This is a genomic window from Jiangella endophytica (assembly GCF_003427025.1).
Classification (GTDB): Bacteria; Actinomycetota; Actinomycetes; order Jiangellales; family Jiangellaceae; genus Jiangella; species Jiangella endophytica.
The window spans coordinates 355958-373556 of record NZ_QVAI01000001.1 but is presented as its reverse complement, the minus strand read 5'-3'; the positions used below and the strand labels follow the sequence as shown (position 1 = coordinate 373556).

Below are 17599 nucleotides of genomic sequence, written 5' to 3'. Positions count from 1 at the left end.
CCGGGCCGGCGACCGGCGCGGTCAGTCCACGCCCGTCGTGCCGTCCGCCAGCGGAAGCTCCGCCCGCACCGACGTACCGGCGCCGCGGCGACTCTCCACGACGATGCGGCCGCCGATCGCCTCGACCCGGTCCTTGAGCCCGACCAGTCCCGACCCTCCGGCGACGTCGGCACCGCCGACACCGTCGTCACGGACGGACAGGCGCAGGCGTTCCTCCGTCGTCTCGACGTCGACGGCGACCGAGGTCGCGTTCGCGTGCTTGGCGGCGTTCGCCAGCGCCTCCGAGACGACGTAATACGCCGCGACCTCCACCGGCTCCCGCAGACGCCCGCTCACCCGCACGTCGGACCGCACGGGAATCGGGCAGCGGCGGATCAGCGTCCGGAGCGCCGGCCCCAGGCCACTCTCGTTGAGCAGAGCGGGATGGATGCCGCGGGCGAACTCGCGGAGCTCGTCCAGCGCGTTCACCAGCTCGGCGGCCAGGACGTCGAGCTCCGTCGCCAGCTCCCCGAGCTCAGCCGGGACGGTGGCCCGCAGCGCTTGCAGCCGCAGTCCGAACGTGACCAGCCGCTGCTGTGCGCCGTCATGGAGGTCGCGCTCGATCCGGCGCCTGGTCTCGTCGGCGGTGGCGACGATGCGCGCCCGCGACGCGGTCAGCTCGGCGCGCGTCTCGGCGTTCGCGATCGCGGTCGCGACCAGCTCGGCGAAGCCTGCGAGTCGCTCGTCGGCCCGGGTGGCGGCTGCGGTCCGCGGCGGGTTCGCCACCCGCAACGCCCCCCAGAGGCGCCCTTCGACGGTGATCGGCACATCGGTCGCCGGCCGCCTCCGGTCCGCGCGCATCGGCAGGCCGGTCGCGTCCCATGAGCCGACCCAGGTCTCGGCGCCGTCCGCGTCGAATCGGACGAGGCTGGTCGTCTCGGCGGCGAACAACCGGCCCACCTCCTCGGCGACGGCGGCGAGAACGCCGGCCGGCCGCTCTCCCCGGGCGACCAGCGTGGCCACCTGCCGCAACGCCGCCTGCTCACGAGCCAGTCGCTGGAGTTCCTCGCGCGCCGCACGCTCGTCGGCGAGGACACTCCACAGCCGCATCGTCGTCGACGCCACCCGCGCCATCGCGCGGAGCTGGCCCGACTCCTCACGTGTCAGAGCATCGGGTCTGGCGACGAGCAGCACCGCACCGGTCGGGTACTCCAGCGTGGCCGCGGCCGCCAAACACTCGCCGACGCCCGGGACGACGAGCCGGGCGACCCCGGCGCCGGTGTGCACCCGGGCGAGCTCGGCGACAGGGACCCGCCCCTGCGGATACCCGACCGCGGCGACGACCTCGCCCCCGCGGACGATGGCCGCCACGTCCGCGTCGAGCGCCTCCGCCGCTCGCTCGACCGATGCCCGCGCGGCCGCCGCCTCGCTTCCGGCGACGGAGACCGCCGCCACGAACTCGGCGAGCTCCTGGGTGAACCAGGGCGACATGTCCATCTCTCATGCGACCGCGAGGACGACCAGGGTCTGGTTGTGGAATCCGTGCAGGCCACGAGTCCGGGCGATCTCGCCGTACGTATAGAACCCGGCGACGGGCGCTCCGGACGCTATCGCGGAGATCCGGTCGACCTCCGCACGAATCCCGGCCGGGCCGAGGACACCCCGGCGGGCGATGCAGTCGAAGGCGATCATCCCCAGCGGTGGCTGCCCGTCGAGCGCGGCCAGCGAGCCTCGGCAGGCGGCGTCCGTCGCCTCCAGGACCGACTCGGCGTCGCCTTCCATGATCCAGACGAGCGCGCCGTTGGGAACCTCGGCCACGCAGGACAACGACCGCTCCGCGAAGTCTCCCCCCGTGATGAACCGGACGTGGTCCTCCTCGCTCGCGCGCCTGAGGCCGAGCGGATGCGTGAGCGCGAGCCGGGCCAGCCACTCCTGATCGGAGCCTGCCGGCTGCCCCACGCCCAGGTGCTCGAGGTAGACGTCCACCGCCGGGCGATCGTCGAGGGTGTAGACGCGGTTGCCGGCGCTGCCCGTGACGAGCATCGGTTCGCCGACCCGCCGCCAGCCGTGGTGGACGCCGATCCCGAGCGGCGCCGGCGACGCTATGCCGGCAGCGACCACCGCATCGGTGAGTACACGGTCGCCGTAGAGCTGGAACGTCGTCGTCATCTTGAGATCGTCGCCGGCGCAGCCGCCGACGAGCGGCACGGCGGCGCCGAGCACGGAGTAGGCGCCGCGGACCATCTCCTGCTGATCGCCGGCGAGGCCGTCGCTCAGGAGCAGCAGCACCTTGTGAGGGAGATCCGGCCGGTCGGGAACGCACCGGGCCACGAGTTCGCCCGCCGTGCGGAGGTCGTGCGACGCCTGCGTGGCGACGGCCGTCTCGATCGCGAACCCGGGGCCGCCGAAGGCCGCGACGACGACGCTCGCATCGCTGGGACCCGCTGACGCGATCTCGCCTCCGGTCGTGCATCCGATCAGCGGGAGGCCACCCGAGCGCGACCGGATCTCGTGGAGCAGTTCCGGGAGATCCCGTGACGGGGAGCAGAACACGACGATGAGCTTCGCGTCGTCGTGCACCAGCGCGTCGTCGACCGCCCGCGCTCCGGAACGGCGGCCTGTTCCAGGAGCGGACCCAACCGAGAACCAGCGACCAGGTGGCATGGGCAATCCCCAGACGTACCAGAGCCACGCTACTCCGAGGTCGAGGACTCGCCAACCACCGTCGTGATGGACGGCGTTTGGCGAGGTCAGAGGCTGCGCTGGTAGGCGGCGGACCAGCCGGCGACCTGGTAGCCGAGCGTTTCGTTGATGGCGATCATGTGGGCGTTGGAGTCGGCGTTCCACGTCCACACCGTCTGCACGCCGGGCCGGTCGGCCAGCAGCCGGCGCAGGTTGGCCGCCTTGAGCAGCAGGCCGAGCCGGTGGCCGCGGTGGCGGGGGTCGACGATGGTGGCGTCCTGGAAGCCGGTGGCGTCGCTGTCGCGCGACAGCGTGATCTCGGTGACGCCGGCCATGCTGCCGTCGGGGGCCATGGCCGCGGCGACCCACGTGGCGCGGCCCATGAGGCCGTGGCGCTGCTCGGCGGAGCGGATGCGGGCGGCGTCCCACGTCTCGGGCTCGTAGTCGAGCTCGCCGAGCGGTGCGTCGGTGCTCATGCGGCCCTCGAGCCGGGCGTACTCGTCGACGTACTCGTCGGGGGCGTGGTCGCTCCACGTGACGATGCGGTAGTCGGACGCATGCGGCCGGGCCGCCTCCTCGGCGCCGGCGATGCCGTCGAGGTCGAACGGCGGCCGCTGCACACGGGCGATCTCGGTCATGCGGCGGGTGAAGCCGTGCTTCTCGGCGAACGCCGTGCCCGAGCTGTGGTCGGTGCCGGTGGGGCCCTCGAGGTAGAGCATCTGGCTGCTGCGGCCAGCGGCCTTCGACGCGTCGTCGAGGGTGGCCAGCAGCGCGCTGCCCACGCCGCGGCGCGCCTCCTCGGGCCGGACGAAGACCTCGGGCTCGGCCAGCGTGAGGTTGTCGCGCAGCGGCAGGCCCAGCACGGCCGCGCCGACCGCCTTGCCGGCGTCCTCGGCCAGCCACAGCCTCGCGGCGTGATGCTCGGTGCCCTGGTAGATGACCTTCAGCTCGGGTTCGAGCCACTGCGGGCCGGCCGGGTGGTCGGCCAGGCGCGCACTGAGGTGGACGTCGTACCAGGCGGCGAACTCGGCGTCGGTGGCGTCGATCGGTCGGATCTGCACACGTCGAGCCTCGCTCGCGCCGCCCGGCGCGGGCAACAGGTTTTCGTCAGAGGGCGAGCTCGGCCTGGACGGTGGCGGCCAGCCGGCGGGCGACGGTCTCGGCCTGCTCGGGGGTGGCAGCCTCGACCATGACCCGCACGAGCGGCTCGGTGCCGGACGGGCGGAGCAGGACACGGCCGGTGTCGCCGAGCTCGGCCTCGGCCTCGGCGACGGCGGTCTTGACGCCCTCGTCGAGGGTGACCCGGCTCTTGTCGACGCCCTTGACGTTGATGAGGACCTGCGGGAGCCGCCGCACGACACCGGCCAGCTCGGCCAGCGAGGTGCCGGTGGAGGCGACCTGGGCGAGCAGGTGGACGGCGGTCAGCACGCCGTCGCCGGTGGTGCCGTGGTCGAGCAGGATCACGTGGCCGGACTGCTCGCCGCCCAGGTTGTAGCCGCCGGCCTTCATGGCCTCGAGGACGTAGCGGTCGCCGACGGCGGTGTCGATGACGTTGACGCCGGCCTGGCGCATGGCCAGCCGGAAGCCCTCGTTGGACATGACGGTGGCGACGACGGAGTCGCCGCGCAGGCTCCCCTGCGAGCGCATGGCCAGCGCGAGGATGGCCAGGATCTGGTCGCCGTCGACGACCTCGCCGGTGGCGTCGACCGCCAGGCACCGGTCGGCGTCGCCGTCGTGGGCGATGCCGAGGTCGGCGCCGGCCGCGACCACCTCGGCCGCGACGACGTCGAGGTGGGTGGAGCCGCAGTTGTGGTTGATGTTCAGGCCGTCGGGCTCGGCGCAGACCGCGATGACGTCGGCGCCCAGCCGGCGCAGCGCCTCGGGGGCCGCGCGGTAGGCGGCGCCGTGCGCGCAGTCGACGACGACGCGCAGGCCCTCGAGGCGGGCCGGGGCGGTGCCGACGACGTGCGAGATGTAGGTCTCGAGGCCCTCGGGGTGCTCGTGGACACGGCCGATCTCGGCGCCGGTGGGCCGCTTCCACGGCTCGCGCAGCCGGGCCTCGATGGCGTCCTCGACGGCGTCGTCGAGCTTCTGGCCGCCCTTGGCGAAGAACTTGATGCCGTTGTCGGGCATCGGGTTGTGGCTCGCCGACAGCATGACGCCGAGGTCGGCGTCGAGCATGCCGGTGAGGAACGCGACAGCGGGCGTGGGCAGCACGCCGACCTTCAGGACGTCGGCGCCGGCGCTGGCGAGGCCGGCCACCACGGCCGCCTCGAGGAACTCGCCGGACGCCCGGGGGTCGCGGCCGACGACCGCGACCGGGCGGCGCCCGGAGCCGAACGCGCCGATCTCGCCCAGCACGTGGGCGCCGGCGACGGAGAGGTCGAGGGCCAGCTCGGCCGTGAGATCGGAGTTCGCCAGACCGCGAACGCCATCGGTGCCGAAGAGACGAGCCACTGAGAGTGCTCCTAGTGGGACAGCGGACGATGGGAACGCAAACGGCCCCGGAGTTGGTGTACCCCCCGGGGCCGTTCGCGGAACTCGCGCAGGTGCGCGAATCAGCGCTTGCTGTACTGCGGAGCCTTGCGGGCCTTCTTGAGACCGGCCTTCTTCCGCTCCGTGACGCGAGCGTCGCGGGTGAGGAAGCCGGCCTTCTTCAGCGCCGGGCGGTTGTTCTCGGCGTCGGCGGCGTTCAGCGCCCGGGCGATGCCCAGGCGCAGCGCGCCGGCCTGACCGGTGACGCCGCCGCCGTCGATGCGGGCGACGATGTCGTAGCTGTCGCCGAGCTCGAGCTCCACCAGCGGCGAGCTGACCAGCTGCTGGTGCACCTTGTTCGGGAAGTAGTTGTCGAGCGTGCGGCCGTTGATGGTCCACTGGCCGGTGCCCGGGGCGATGCGGACGCGCGCGATGGCCTGCTTGCGCCGGCCGGTGGCCGCGGCCGCCTCGATGTTCGAATGGCGCGACGGCGCCGACTCGGACGTGTAGCTCTCGATGGGAGCCTCGTCGGTGTCGACCTCGTCGACGGTGGTGGTCTCAGTCATGTCCTCACTCACTGCGCGACCTGGCCGATCTCGTACGGCACGGGCTGCTGGGCCTGGTGCGGGTGCTCCGGGCCCGCGTACACCTTCAGCTTGGACAGCATCTGCCGCCCGAGGCTGTTGTGCGGGAGCATGCCCTTGACGGCCTTCTCGATGGCTCGGCGAGGGTTCTTCTCGAGGAGATCCCGGTAGGTGGTGGAGCGCAGACCGCCCGGCCGGCCGGAGTGCCGGTAGTCGAGCTTCTGCTCCAGCTTGCTGCCGGTGAGCGCGACCTTCTCGGCGTTCACGACGATGACGAAGTCGCCGGTGTCGACGTGCGGCGCGTAGACGGGCTTGTGCTTGCCGCGCAGCAGGGTCGCGGTCTGACTGGCGAGCCTGCCGAGGACGATGTCGGTGGCATCGATGACGTGCCACTGGCGCTGGACATCGCCGGGCTTGGGGCTGTACGTGCGCACGGTCGTAGGCCTTCGCTTTGGTCGAGAGGATGGATCTGGTCGGTGGCTGGCGTGCCGCGCTCCGGTACGCACAACGACACGACAGGATACCTGTGCGGCCGCCGCATGGTCAAAACGTGGGGAATCCCCACCGCCGCCGGTCACACGTTCCCGTGCACCATCTCATACTGGGCCAGCTCCTCGCGAACCCAGCCGGTCGCGAGGAAGAACCCGGCACCGTCCGACTCGGGCACGAGCGGCGGCACCGTCCACCGCCGTCCGGGGAACGCGTCGCGCAGCGCGGCCAGCAACGCACGCCCGTGACCGCGCCTGCGGGCGGCCGGCTCGGTGTGCACGGCGCTCAGCACGGCGGCGGTCTCGGTGAGGCTCAGCAGCGCCGTGGCCGGGCCCAGCGCGTACGCCCGTCGCGGCGGCCCGGCGGCGGCCAGCGTCTCGGGCGCGAGCTGCCACGGCGGATCGTCCGCGCTCCTCAACCCGGCCGCCAGCCCGCGGGCGAACCGCGACGGGTCGATCGGCGCGGGCGCCGACGGCGGGACCGGCCCGGCCGCGTGCGGCCGCTCCCACCGGTAGCCGACCAGCGTCCGGGCGATGCGGAAGCCGAGCCGTTCGTACAGCCGGACCGCCGCCGCGTTGCTGGTGATGACCTCGAGCGTGATGCGGGTCGCGCCGGCCTCGACGCAGCGGACCACCGCCCGCTCCATCAGGGCGCGCCCCACGCCGACCCCGCGGTAGGCCGGCGTGCAGCCGAACCCGCCGATGCGCGCCGTCGAGCCGCGCCGGGTGATGAGGCAGATGCCCACGAGGTCGTCGCCCGCGGTGTAGATCTCGCTGAGGTAGCGGTCGAGGTGCTCGGCCCCGAACCGGCGCTCGAACGCCGGCCCGTCGACCGAGACGGGCACGACGTAACCCTCGAACGCCCGGGTCATGGCCGCGGCGGCCTGCTCCGACGTCAGCGTGGCGACCGGGCGGGCCGTCAGCACGCCGGCTCGGGTGGATATCTCGTCGGCAGCGGTCACCCCATGATTGTCACCCGGCCACAGGAGTAGCGTGGCGGCAGGAAGGGTCCGGGGGCGCACATGACCACGACCGAGGCACGAGAGCGGGGCCGGGCCGCGTTCGAGACGCGGGCCTGGGAGCTGGCGTACGCGCAGCTCACGGCCGCCGACGCCGCGGCGTCGCTGCCCACCGCCGACCTCGAGCTGCTGGCCGTCTCCGCCTACCTGGCCGGCCACGACGACGAGAGCGCGGCCCTGCAGGAGCGCGGCTACCTCGAACTGGTCCGCGAGGGCCGGCCGCATGCGGCCGCACGGTGCGCCTTCTGGCTGGCGTTCGTCCTGCTCAACCAGGGTGAGTTCGCCCGGGCCGGCGGCTGGCTGGCCCGCGCCGACCGCCTCCTCGACGAGGCCGGGCGCGACTGTGCCGAGAGCGGCTACCTGCTCGTGGCCCGGGCCCGGCAGATGGTGTCCGGCGGCGATCCGGCCGTGGCGGCGGAGATGTTCGCCGAAGCGGTCGCCGTCGGCCGGCGGCACGACGACGCGGACCTGGTGATCCTCGGCCGGATGGGCCGCGGCCGCGCGCTGGTCGGGCTGGGCAAGGTCACCGAGGGCGTCGCGCTGCTCGACGAGGCCATGATCGACGTGACGGCGGGCGCGACCGGGCCGCTGCTCACCGGCATCGTCTACTGCACCGTCATCGACGCCTGCCAGGCGACGTTCGACGTGCGCCGGGCCCGCGAGTGGACGACGGCGCTCACCCGGTGGTGCGACGCGCAGCCGGACCTCGTGCCGTTCCGGGGCGAGTGCCAGGTGCACCGCGTCCACGTGCTGCGGGAGCAGGGCGCCTGGAGCGACGCGCTGGCCGAGGCCGGGCGCGCCTGCCGCCGGCTGTCCGACCCGCCTGGGCAGCCGGCAGCCGCCGGCGCCCACTACGAGCAGGGCGAGCTGCACCGCCTCCGTGGCGAGGCGGCCGCCGCCGAGGACGCATACCGCCTGGCCGGGCTCGGCGGGCTGGACCCACAGCCCGGTATGGCGCTGCTGCGGCTCGGCCAGGGCCAGGTCGCGGCGGCCGTCGCCGGACTGCGTCGCGCGCTCGACGAGACCCCGAGCCCGATCGAGCGGCCGGCTCTGCTCGCGGCGCTGGCCGAGGCACTGCTGGCGGCCGGCGACCCCGACGGCGCCGAGGCCGCCGCGGCCGAGCTGGCCGAGATCGCCGGCGCCGCGATGGTGCCGGTGCTGACGGCGATGTCCGCGTACACGACGGCGTCGCTGCGGCTCTCCCGCGGCGACGCGGCCGGGGCGCTGACCGCCGCGCGGAAGTCCTGGGCCGGCTTCCACGAGGTCGAGACCCCGTACGAGGCCGCCCGGGCCCGGGTCCTGGTCGGGCTGGCCTGCCGCGAGCTCGGCGACACCGACGCCGCCGGGCTGGAGTTCGACGCGGCGCGGCGGACCTTCCGCCGGCTCTCCGCCGGCCCCGACGCCGACCGGCTGCGGCGGCTGACGGACGGCCACCCGGCCCGCGACGGCGGGCTGACGCCACGTGAGCTGGAGGTGCTGCGCCTGGTGGCCGCCGGGCGGAGCAACCGGGCCGTCGCGGACGAGCTGGTGCTCAGCGAGAAGACGGTGGCCCGGCACGTGAGCAACATCTTCGCCAAGATCGGCGTCTCGTCGCGGGCGGCGGCCACCGCGTATGCCTACGAGAACGGGCTGGTGTGAGCCGGACCGACCCGGGTGGCGGGGCTCCCGTTCGCCGGTCTTCGGAAGAGCTGTGTTCCGGCGCTCCGGTGTTCCCGTTGGCCGGGCTCTCGTGGGGCGGGGTTCGGACCGTTGGCCAGCCTCCTGGCTTGCTGGCCGCCCCCAGTTCCATGATCATCAATGATCCAACCACCCATAGAGGGTTGGATCATTGATGATCATGGAACTGGGGGCGGCTACACAGAACTACCCATGCCGGCCCGCGCGCGAAGATGCATGGTCCGCCCGACGCGGACGGCTGGGTGCCGGCCGTAGCGTCGAGACCTGACCTGGCGAAACTCACGGGGAGGGCGTCATGGACCAGCACATCGAGACGATCGTCGTCGGGGGCGGGCAGGCGGGGCTGAGCACCGGGTACCACCTCGCCCGGCGGGGCCGGCCGTTCCTCATCCTCGACGACCGGACGCGGACCGGCGACAACTGGCGGCGGCACTGGGAGACGTTGCGGCTGTACAGCCCGGCCCGTTACGACGGGCTGCCGGGGATGCGCTTCCCCGGGCCCGGCCACGCGTTCCCGACGAAGGACCAGGTCGCCGACTATCTGGAGGCCTATGCCGACCGGTTCGAGCTGCCGGTCCAGCACGGCGTCCGCGTCGAGGCCCTGACCAGCGGCAACGGCGACGGGTACGTGCTGGACTGCGGCGACCGGCGGTTCACGGCCGACAACGTCGTCGTGGCGACGGGGACGTTCGGGACGCAGGGGTACGTGCCGCCGTTCGCGCGCGAGCTGGACCCGGACATCACCCAGCTGCACTCCAGCCAGTACCGGCGGCCGGACCAGCTGCGACCGGGACCGGTGCTCGTCGTCGGAGCGTCGCACTCGGGGGCGGACATCGCGTTCGAGGCGGCCCGCGAGCACCACACGATCCTGTCCGGACGGACGAACGGGCAGATCCCGGTCCCGCTGGAGTCACGGCGGGCGCGGATGGCGTTCCCGGTGCTCTGGTTCCTCGCCCGGCACGTGTTCACGCTGCGCACGCCGATCGGGCGGAAGATGCGCCCGGAGGTCCGCACGCACGGCGGGCCGCTGCTCCGCGTCCAGGCGGACGATCTCGCCGCCGCCGGCGTCGAGCGGGTCACCGAGCGGGTCGCCGGTGTGCGCGACGGGAAGCCGGTGCTCGACGACGGCCGCGTGCTCGACGTCGCGACGGTGGTCTGGTGCACGGGATTCCGGCAGGACTTCGGCTGGATCCGGCTGCCGGTCCTGGGCGACGACGGCTGGCCGCTCGAGGAGCGCGGCGTCGTGCCGTCGTCGCCCGGCCTCTACTTCACCGGCCTGTCGTTCCAGAGCGCGTTCAGCTCCATGCTGGTCGGCGGCGCCGGCACCGACGCGGAGCACGTCGTGCGGCACCTGACCGCCGCCGCGCGCCCCGTCAAGGCTGCTCGAACACCGCGACCGTCCGTGCCGGGACGGTGACGCCGCCGGCGTCCGCGGTGGCGGTCCGCACGACGGGATCGGCACCGGCGGCCTGGACGGGGTGCAGCCGCAGGCTCGCCCCGTCCTCGACCGGCGCCGTCACCGCCGCCGGCGTGGCGTTGAAGACGACGACCAGCCGCTCGCGGTGCGGGTCGAGGTCGTCGCCGGTCCGGTCGTCGAGCTGCATGACGATGACACCGGCCGGCTGCGACGGCCCGCCGGCGCCGAACGACACCCGGTCCTGCACCAGCGCCGCCGATCCGAGCCGGAACAGCGGCGACGAGAACCGCAGCCGGAGCAGGTCCTGCGCCATCGCCGCCGACGTCGCGAGATCCGCCGGCCTCGGCTTCACCGCGGGCGACGACAGCAGCGGGCGCATGACGTCCCACTTCGCCTCGTTGTCGGCCGCCGGCGGCAGGCCGGACCCGAAGGTGCTCTCCTGGCCGGTCCAGTCGATGCGGTTGAACCAGTCGCCGGAGTCGTAGGAGTTGCGGTCCAGCGACTTCGACCGCAGCAGGTCCGCACCGGCGTGCCAGAACGACGGGCCCTGACCGAGCGCGGTCGTGGCCAGCGAGAGGACGTTCATCCGGACGCGGTCGGCCATCGAGGTGTCCGCCGGCAGCTTGTAGGCGAGCACGTCGAACAGCGTCTCGTTGTCGTGCGCGTCGACGTAGGTGATGACCTCGGCCGGGTCGGCGGTGTAGCCGGCCGGCGACCCGTTGTAGTCGACGCCGGCGCCGGTCACGGCCGCGCCGGTGGCGTCGGTGAACGCGTAGTCGCGCAGGTTGCCGGTGAGGCCGACCTTGATCAGGTCCTGCAGGTGCAGCAGCCGCGCCCGCTGCTCCTCCGGCGTCCCGTTGACGTCCGCGCCGTTCGGGTCGGTGAACAGGCCGCTGCCGAAGCCCTGGATGCGCGGGTCGTCATCGAACGGGCCGCCGCCGCGGACGCCGTCGCGCAGCCGGTCGTTGAACGTGCCGATGCCGGCGCCGTACAGCTCCAGCTGCGTGGCCTGCTGGAACCGCGCGTTGTCGGCGACCTCGCCGAAGTTCCAGCCCTCGCCGTACACGTAGACCGACGACCCGTCGACCCCGTCGCGCGCGACCGTCAGCGAGTCCAGCGCGGCGCGCACGCGTTCCATCGTCGCGCGGCTGTGGTGGCCCATGAGGTCGAACCGGAAGCCGTCGATCTTGTAGTCGCGCGCCCAGGTGACGACGGAGTCGACGATCAGCTTCTCCATCATCGTGTGCTCCGACGCGGTGTTCGCGCAGCAGGTGGACGTCTCGACGGCGCCGGTCGCGGAGAGCCGCTGGTAGTAGCCGGGCACGATCCGGTCCAGCACCGACTGGTCGTCCTGCCCGGCGGCGTGGGTGTGGTTGTAGACGACGTCCATGACGACGCGCAGCCCGGCGCCGTTGAGCGCGGACACCATCTGCCGGAACTCACGGGTGCGCCCGGGGCCGTCCGGGTTCGTGGCGTACGAGCCCTCCGGGACGGTGTAGTGCAGCGGGTCGTAGCCCCAGTTGAACCCGTCCTGCCCGGCGACGGCGGTGACGCACTCCTGCTGCGCCGCGCCGGCCGGGTCGGCGGCGGTCAGCGCCGCGAGGTCGCAGTCCGGGACGGCCTGGTCCGCACGCTCCTCGGGCACCGTCGCGAGGTCGAACACCGGCAGCAGGTGCACCGTGTTCAGCCCGGCGTCGGCGAGCGCGGACAGGTGCCGCATGCCCGCCCCGCCGGCGTCGGTGAAGGCGAGGTAGCCGCCGCGGTGCTCCTCCGGCACGGACGCGTCGCCGACGGAGAAGTCACGGACGTGCAGCTCGTAGACGGTGGAGTCCTCCGGCTGCGCCAGTTCCGGCTTGACCAGGCCGGACCAGCCGGCCGGTGCGAGCGCCGGGTCGGACAGGTCGGCCACCAGCGAGCGCCGCGAGTTGGTGGTGAGCGCCACGCTGTACGGGTCGGTGACGACGTTCGTCTCGACCCGGTCCGTCGCCGGCACGTACACCTGCACGGCGAACGCGTACGCCGCCCCGGCCCAGCGCGGGTTGCCGCGGGCGGTCCAGACGCCGTCGCGGTCGCGGCGCATCGCGACGGTCTGCTCGGCCTGGCCAGGGAGGGTGAGCAGCAGGTCGACGTGCTTGGCCGTCGGCGCCCAGAGCGCGATGTCCGGGCGACGGCCATGCCAGACGACGCCCAGCTCGCGGTCCGCGGCCCCGGCGTAGACGTCGTCCAGGACACCGGGCAGTTGCACGCCGGTGGCGTCGACCAGCCGGCCGAGGTCGTCGTACGCGGCGACGGCGACCTGCCCGGTGAGCAGCTCCTCGAGGTCCTTCACGTCCGCCCTGAGCCCGTCGTACGCGGCCAGGTGCGGATAGGCCTCCTGGACCGGCTCCGGCAGCGCGTCCGGCGTCAGCGGGTACGACGTCCCGCCGGTCACCGCCTCGGCGTCCAGCCCCAGCCCGCCCGACGGCGCCGCGTGCAGCCGGAACGTCCAGTCCGCCGCGGCCGCCGGCAGGTCCCACGCCAGCAACCCGCGCTCCAGCCAGTGCGCCTTCTGCTGGGTGAGGTCGGCCCGCGACTGCGCGGCCGACGACGTCACCGTCAGCACATGGGTGGCGACGTCGTAGCTCAACGTCGTGCGCGCGCCGGCCGGCACGGTGAACGCGATGTTCGCCCCGTCCGGCGCGCCGCCCGCGCCGTAGTTCTCGTCGAAGCTCAGCCCGTGTGTCACCTTGGCCTCGTAGGTCCCGGCAGCGAGGCCCGTCGTCGAGAGCGTGTAGACGCCGTCGCCGTCGGGATCCTTCAGCCACGATCGCATGCAGGCGGGGTCCCAGTCGGCCGGACAGCCCAGCTCCGACTGGAACGACCCCGGCACGGTGACGATCGGGTCCTGCGCGTCGCTGGTGACCCAGTGCGTCGCGTGGTCGTAGTAGAACGTGACGTCGCCGGCGGCGGCCACCGGGAGCGGGATGTTCGGGCCGTCGCGGCGGGCGCCGAGGCCGTAGTTCTCCGCCCACGAGCCGTCGATCGCGGCCTTGTACTCGAAGTCGCCCGCGGGCAGCGCGAACGTGCCTTTCCAGACGTCGTCGGTCGCGTCCAGGGTCAGGCCGGCCTGCGCGCAACCCGGGTCCCAGTCGCCGCCGCAGCCCATCTCGGAGTTCAGGCTGCCGGGGACGGTGACGCGGTCCGGCTGCTCGACCGGCCCGCCGGTGCCCGGGTCCTCGCCGTCGTCCTGCGGCTCGCCGACCACGCCGTACGTCGACGTGACGGACAGGCGGCCGAAGTGGTCCTTCAGCACGGCGCGGTACTCGACCATCGTGCCGTGCGCGAGCCCGGTGACGTCGTGGAAGGCCCGGTACGGCGCGTTGTCGTCGGTGCCGAGCACCCGCCACTCGTCCGTGCCCAGTGGCCGCCAGGCCAGCGTGACCTGGTTGAACCCGCCCGCCGGCACCGAGACGCCGATCTCGGCCCGCCCGCCGACGGTGCCGCCCGGGCCGGGCGTGCGGAAGTGCAGAGCGGGCGCGTCCTTGGACGCCTTCAGCGGCTTCGGCGCCCGCCAGACGACGGCGGACAGCGGCGGGACGGTGACGGCGACCCGGCCCTGCGCGTCGGAGCGCACCGACGCCGTGCCCGCGGGCCAGACCGGCTGGAACGTCGTCCGCGGGTTGAAGGTCGAGAAGCTCACCGTCCGCGGCTCGGTCGAGTTGTTCGCGGCGACGACATACTCGACCTGCTCGCCGGCGTCGATCCGGCTGAACGCGTACACCCCGGCGTCGTCGCTGGCGTAGCGGTGGATCTGCGCGCCGTCGGCCAGCGCCGGGTGCTCGTCGCGCACCGCGGCCAGCTCGGCGAGGCGCCGGTAGATCGGGTGCTCGGGATCGAAGTTCTCCTCGGCGGTCGTGGCGTCGGTGCCGATGAGGTCGTCGTCGTTGTAGCTGGCCACCTGGCTCGGGAACATGTCCTGGCGAGCGTCCTTGTCGCCGCCGTCACCGGTGAACCCCTGCTCGTCGCCGTAGTAGACGACCGGCTGGCCGCGGGTCAGGTACATGAGGTCGTGCGCGAGCAGCGAGCGGCTCAGCTGCTCGTCCGGCACCACCCCGGTGTCCTGGACGAACATCCCGATACGGCCCATGTCGTGGTTGCCGAGGAAGGTCGGCAGCGAGTACGCGTTGGAGTCGGTGTCGGTGTAGTAGTCGTCGCCGGCGAACAGATCACGCAGCTCCGTCGTCGGGCGGCCGGTCGCGAATCCCTGCGCACGGGCCTGGAAGCCGAAGTCGATGGTCGCCTGCAGCCCGCCCTCGGTCGTGTACCGCGACATCGCGGCCGGGTTCGCGTCGTACACCTCGCCGAACATGAAGAAGTCGTCGGCGCCGGACTCGTGCGCGGCGTCGAGCACCTCGGGCGCGAACTTCTGCCAGAACTCCATGTTGACGTGCTTGACGGTGTCGATGCGGAACCCGTCGACGCCGAACGCGGCCCAGTACCGGTAGATGTCGATCATGCCGTCGCGGACCGCCGGCTGCTCGGTGAACAGGTCGTCCAGCCCGACGAAGTCGCCGTAGAGGTCGCCTTCGCTGCCGTCGAAGGCCGCGTTGCCGCGGTTGTGGTAGAGCGTCGGGTCGTTCAGCCAGGCCGGGACCTTGACCGTCGCGTCCTCCGGCGTGCGGAAGTACGGCGTGTACGGGAACGACGTCGCCGGGTCGAGCTCCGGAAAGGTGTCGCCGGCCGCGTACTCGGAGTCGTCGAAGGCGTTGCCGGCGGCGTCGACGTACGGTGCGTCGCTCTTCGGCACGTAGCCGTACGTGCCCTCTTCGTAGTCGATGACGTCGGCGGTGTGGTTGGTGATGATGTCGAAGAACACCTTGATGCCGCGCGCGTGCGCCTCGTCGATCAGCTCGCGCAGCTCGTCGTTGGTGCCCAGATGCGGGTCGATCCGCGTGAAGTCGGTGATCCAGTACCCGTGGTAGCCGGCGCTGACGTCGGCGCCGCTGCCCTGGACGGGCCGGTTCATGAACGACGGCGTCAGCCAGATCGCCGTCGTGCCGAGATCCTCGATGTAGTCCAGCCGGCGCAGGATCCCGGCGAGGTCGCCGCCGTGGTAAAAGCCCTTGTCGGTGGGGTCGTACCCGTGCGCGAGGCGCGGCTCGGCCGTCCCGGGCGGCACCTCGTGGCCACCGGTGTCGTTCGACGGGTCGCCGTTGTCGAAGCGGTCCGCCATGACGAAGTAGAACCGCTCGTCGGTGAGGTCCTCACGCAGGCTGTCGGCGGCCAGGTCGCGGTCGGCATCGGTGAGACCGGGCTGCGGGTGCGTCGGCGCGACGGCGATCCGGTGCGACGCGTGGTCGTAGGAGAACGTGACCTCGGCGCCGGCCTCCAGCACCAGCGGCAGGTTCGGGCCGTTCGCGACTCCGCCGGCGCCGTAGTTCTCGTCCCAGCCGCCGTTGAGCGCGACCTTGAACTCGTACGAGCCGGCCGGCAGCTCGACGGCGAGCGCGTAGCCGCCCCCGTCGGTGCGGGTCAGCTCGGTGGCCGCGCAGGCCGGGTCCCAGTCGGCGGCGCAGCCCAGCTCGCTCTGCAGGCTCCCGGCCAGCGTGACGACGCTCGGGGTGGGTGTGTGGTCGGCGACGGCCGGCGGCGCGGTCACGGCGGCCGCCGTGACCAGGCCCAGGGAGGCGGTGACGACGAGGAGGCGGCGGACGGGCAGGGTCGGCATCGGTCACTCCCGGGGCGGACGGCGATGTCACGTGCCCGAGACGCTAACGATCACCGGCCGCGGGTGCAAGACTTGCAGCAAGTTTTCAAGGCCGGACCTTCGAGGTGTGCCTGGTCGTGACGTATGGAATCATCCGGAGTCATGACCCCCGCTCGCGCCGTCGTGTCCGCTCTCGGCGCCGCGGGCGTGGTTCTCACGGCCGCCGCGTGCTCCGGCGAGTCCGAGGAACCGACCGGTCTGACGACCTCCACCGGCCCGGCCGAGACCGCCGACCCGACACCCACCGAGGACCCCGCGGTCGCGGACGTCGAGGCCGCCTACGCGCGGTACTGGGAGGTGCTGGTCGCCTCCGAGAACGGTCTGGACGAGACGTACGAGCCGCTGGTGAGCATCATGTCCGACGCGCTCGCCCAGCGTCAGGTCGCCGACATCCGTGGCCTCGCCGAAGACGGCGTCACCCGCGACGGCGCTCCCGACGTCGGCGTCCCCGAGGTGAGCGTCGACGGTGACACCGCGCGGGTGCAGAGCTGCGTCGACGAGACGCCCTGGAACGTGTACTACAACGAGCAACTGGTCCCGCAGGAGACCGGGATCCGGGCTCGCGTCATCGACTTCGAGCGCATCGCCGACGAGTGGATCGTCGTCGATCTTGTCGACCAGAGCGAGGCGACCATCTCATGCTGACCCGTGTAGCAGCCCAGCTCGCGCTCTGCGTCGCTCTGGCCGCCACCGCCCTCTTCACCGTCGTCCCGTCGGCAACGGCTGAGGAAGGGGAGAACTGCCACCTCGTCGAGGTCGACGTCGGTGACGGCGAGACCACCTGGGTCGAGGAATGCGACGACTCCGGCGGCGACGACGGCGGCAGCGACGACGGCGACGGTGGCGGCTACGAGCCGCAGTGCGACCTCAGCGTCCACGACGACGTCCACGACGGCGCCAGCTTCTGGTGCGAGGGCACGGCGGCGTGCTGGGGCAACTTCCCGTCGGTCTTCCCCGAGGACGAATGGGAGCAGTTGGCAGGAGGGCCGTCACCCGGCGAGGGCTACATCGTGACCTACGTCGAATGCGAGCCCGGCGAGAGCGGCTGGCAGTGGGTGCTGCCGCCGGAGGACCAGGGCCCGAGCCTGTGGGACCTCGCCTGGCAGGCCTACGGCAACCTCGCCACGCCCGACTTCACGCTGGCGTTCTCGCCGCCCGACCAGGCCTTCGTCAACCTCGCCACCTGGTACTGGGCCGAGGGCCCGGCCAACGGCGAGCTGATCGGCGAGTCCACCGGCGCGGTCAACGCCATCGCGACGCCCAACCGCGTCGAGGTCGACCCCGGCGACGGCAGCGGCGTACTGCAGTGCCCCTTCGCCGTCGCCGAGAGCGACGAGTGCAGCCACGTCTACGCGCAGGCGTCCGTCAGCCACCCCGACGGCTACCCGGCCCGCATGCGACTGGTCTACGACATCTCGTTCACCAACAACGGCGAGCCGCTGGAGCTGGACGGGCTGCCGACGACGCTCGAGAGCCCCTGGGTCGACGGCCCGCTCCCGGTCGCCGAGGTCCAGTCGATCGTCATCGAGTGA

General features: G+C 73.0%; 12 protein-coding genes. 4 read left to right on the top strand and 8 right to left on the bottom strand.

Features of this window, described 5'->3' with window-relative positions:
• Positions 1-21: 21 nt before the first annotated feature.
• The 7 genes from DZA62_RS01810 to DZA62_RS01780 form a co-directional block, all read right to left on the bottom strand.
• Positions 22-1470, bottom strand: coding sequence for an ATP-binding protein (locus tag DZA62_RS01810; protein WP_157987409.1), 1449 nt, complete (start codon positions 1468-1470; stop codon positions 22-24).
• A 9-nt stretch (positions 1471-1479) separates the two neighbouring features.
• Entirely contained in the window at positions 1480-2559 is a 1080-nt protein-coding gene (locus DZA62_RS01805; RefSeq protein ID WP_198663314.1) for an FIST signal transduction protein, read from the bottom strand.
• Positions 2560-2729: 170 nt separating this feature from the next.
• Complete coding sequence (locus DZA62_RS01800) at positions 2730-3722, bottom strand: GNAT family N-acetyltransferase (RefSeq protein ID WP_157987408.1); 993 nt, start codon at positions 3720-3722, stop codon at positions 2730-2732.
• 46 nt (positions 3723-3768) lie between these two features.
• Positions 3769-5118, bottom strand: a complete 1350-nt coding sequence (gene glmM, locus DZA62_RS01795; protein ID WP_116947054.1) for a phosphoglucosamine mutase — start codon at positions 5116-5118, stop codon at positions 3769-3771.
• 101 nt (positions 5119-5219) lie between these two features.
• Positions 5220-5702, bottom strand: coding sequence for a 30S ribosomal protein S9 (gene rpsI / locus DZA62_RS01790; protein WP_116947053.1), 483 nt, complete (start codon positions 5700-5702; stop codon positions 5220-5222).
• Between the two features lie 8 nt (positions 5703-5710).
• On the bottom strand, positions 5711-6154 hold the full coding sequence (gene rplM / locus DZA62_RS01785; protein WP_116947052.1) for a 50S ribosomal protein L13: 444 nt from the start codon (positions 6152-6154) through the stop codon (positions 5711-5713).
• A gap of 140 nt (positions 6155-6294) precedes the next feature.
• Positions 6295-7170 carry a GNAT family N-acetyltransferase gene (locus DZA62_RS01780; RefSeq protein ID WP_157987407.1) on the bottom strand — a complete coding sequence of 292 codons (876 nt, stop codon included), beginning with the start codon at positions 7168-7170 and terminating at the stop codon, positions 6295-6297.
• A 60-nt stretch (positions 7171-7230) separates the two neighbouring features.
• On the opposite strand from DZA62_RS01780, the gene DZA62_RS01775 reads away from it, so the two are divergent.
• Positions 7231-8865 (top strand): response regulator transcription factor, encoded by a 1635-nt coding sequence (locus tag DZA62_RS01775; protein ID WP_116947050.1) that lies wholly within the window; start codon positions 7231-7233, stop codon positions 8863-8865.
• Positions 8866-9199: 334 nt separating this feature from the next.
• Positions 9200-10321, top strand: coding sequence for a flavin-containing monooxygenase (locus DZA62_RS01770; RefSeq protein WP_116947049.1), 1122 nt, complete (start codon positions 9200-9202; stop codon positions 10319-10321).
• On the opposite strand, the gene pulA is transcribed toward DZA62_RS01770, so the two are convergent.
• Positions 10278-16028 carry a pullulanase-type alpha-1,6-glucosidase gene (gene pulA / locus DZA62_RS01765; RefSeq protein ID WP_116947048.1) on the bottom strand — a complete coding sequence of 1917 codons (5751 nt, stop codon included), beginning with the start codon at positions 16026-16028 and terminating at the stop codon, positions 10278-10280. The two genes, DZA62_RS01770 and pulA, sit on opposite strands and share 44 nt — an antisense overlap.
• A 141-nt stretch (positions 16029-16169) precedes the next feature.
• On the opposite strand from pulA, the gene DZA62_RS01760 reads away from it, so the two are divergent.
• Positions 16170-16712, top strand: coding sequence for a hypothetical protein (locus DZA62_RS01760; RefSeq protein WP_116947047.1), 543 nt, complete (start codon positions 16170-16172; stop codon positions 16710-16712).
• Positions 16706-17599, top strand: a complete 894-nt coding sequence (locus tag DZA62_RS36180; protein WP_198663313.1) for a hypothetical protein — start codon at positions 16706-16708, stop codon at positions 17597-17599. Before DZA62_RS01760 ends, DZA62_RS36180 begins: the two co-directional genes overlap by 7 nt.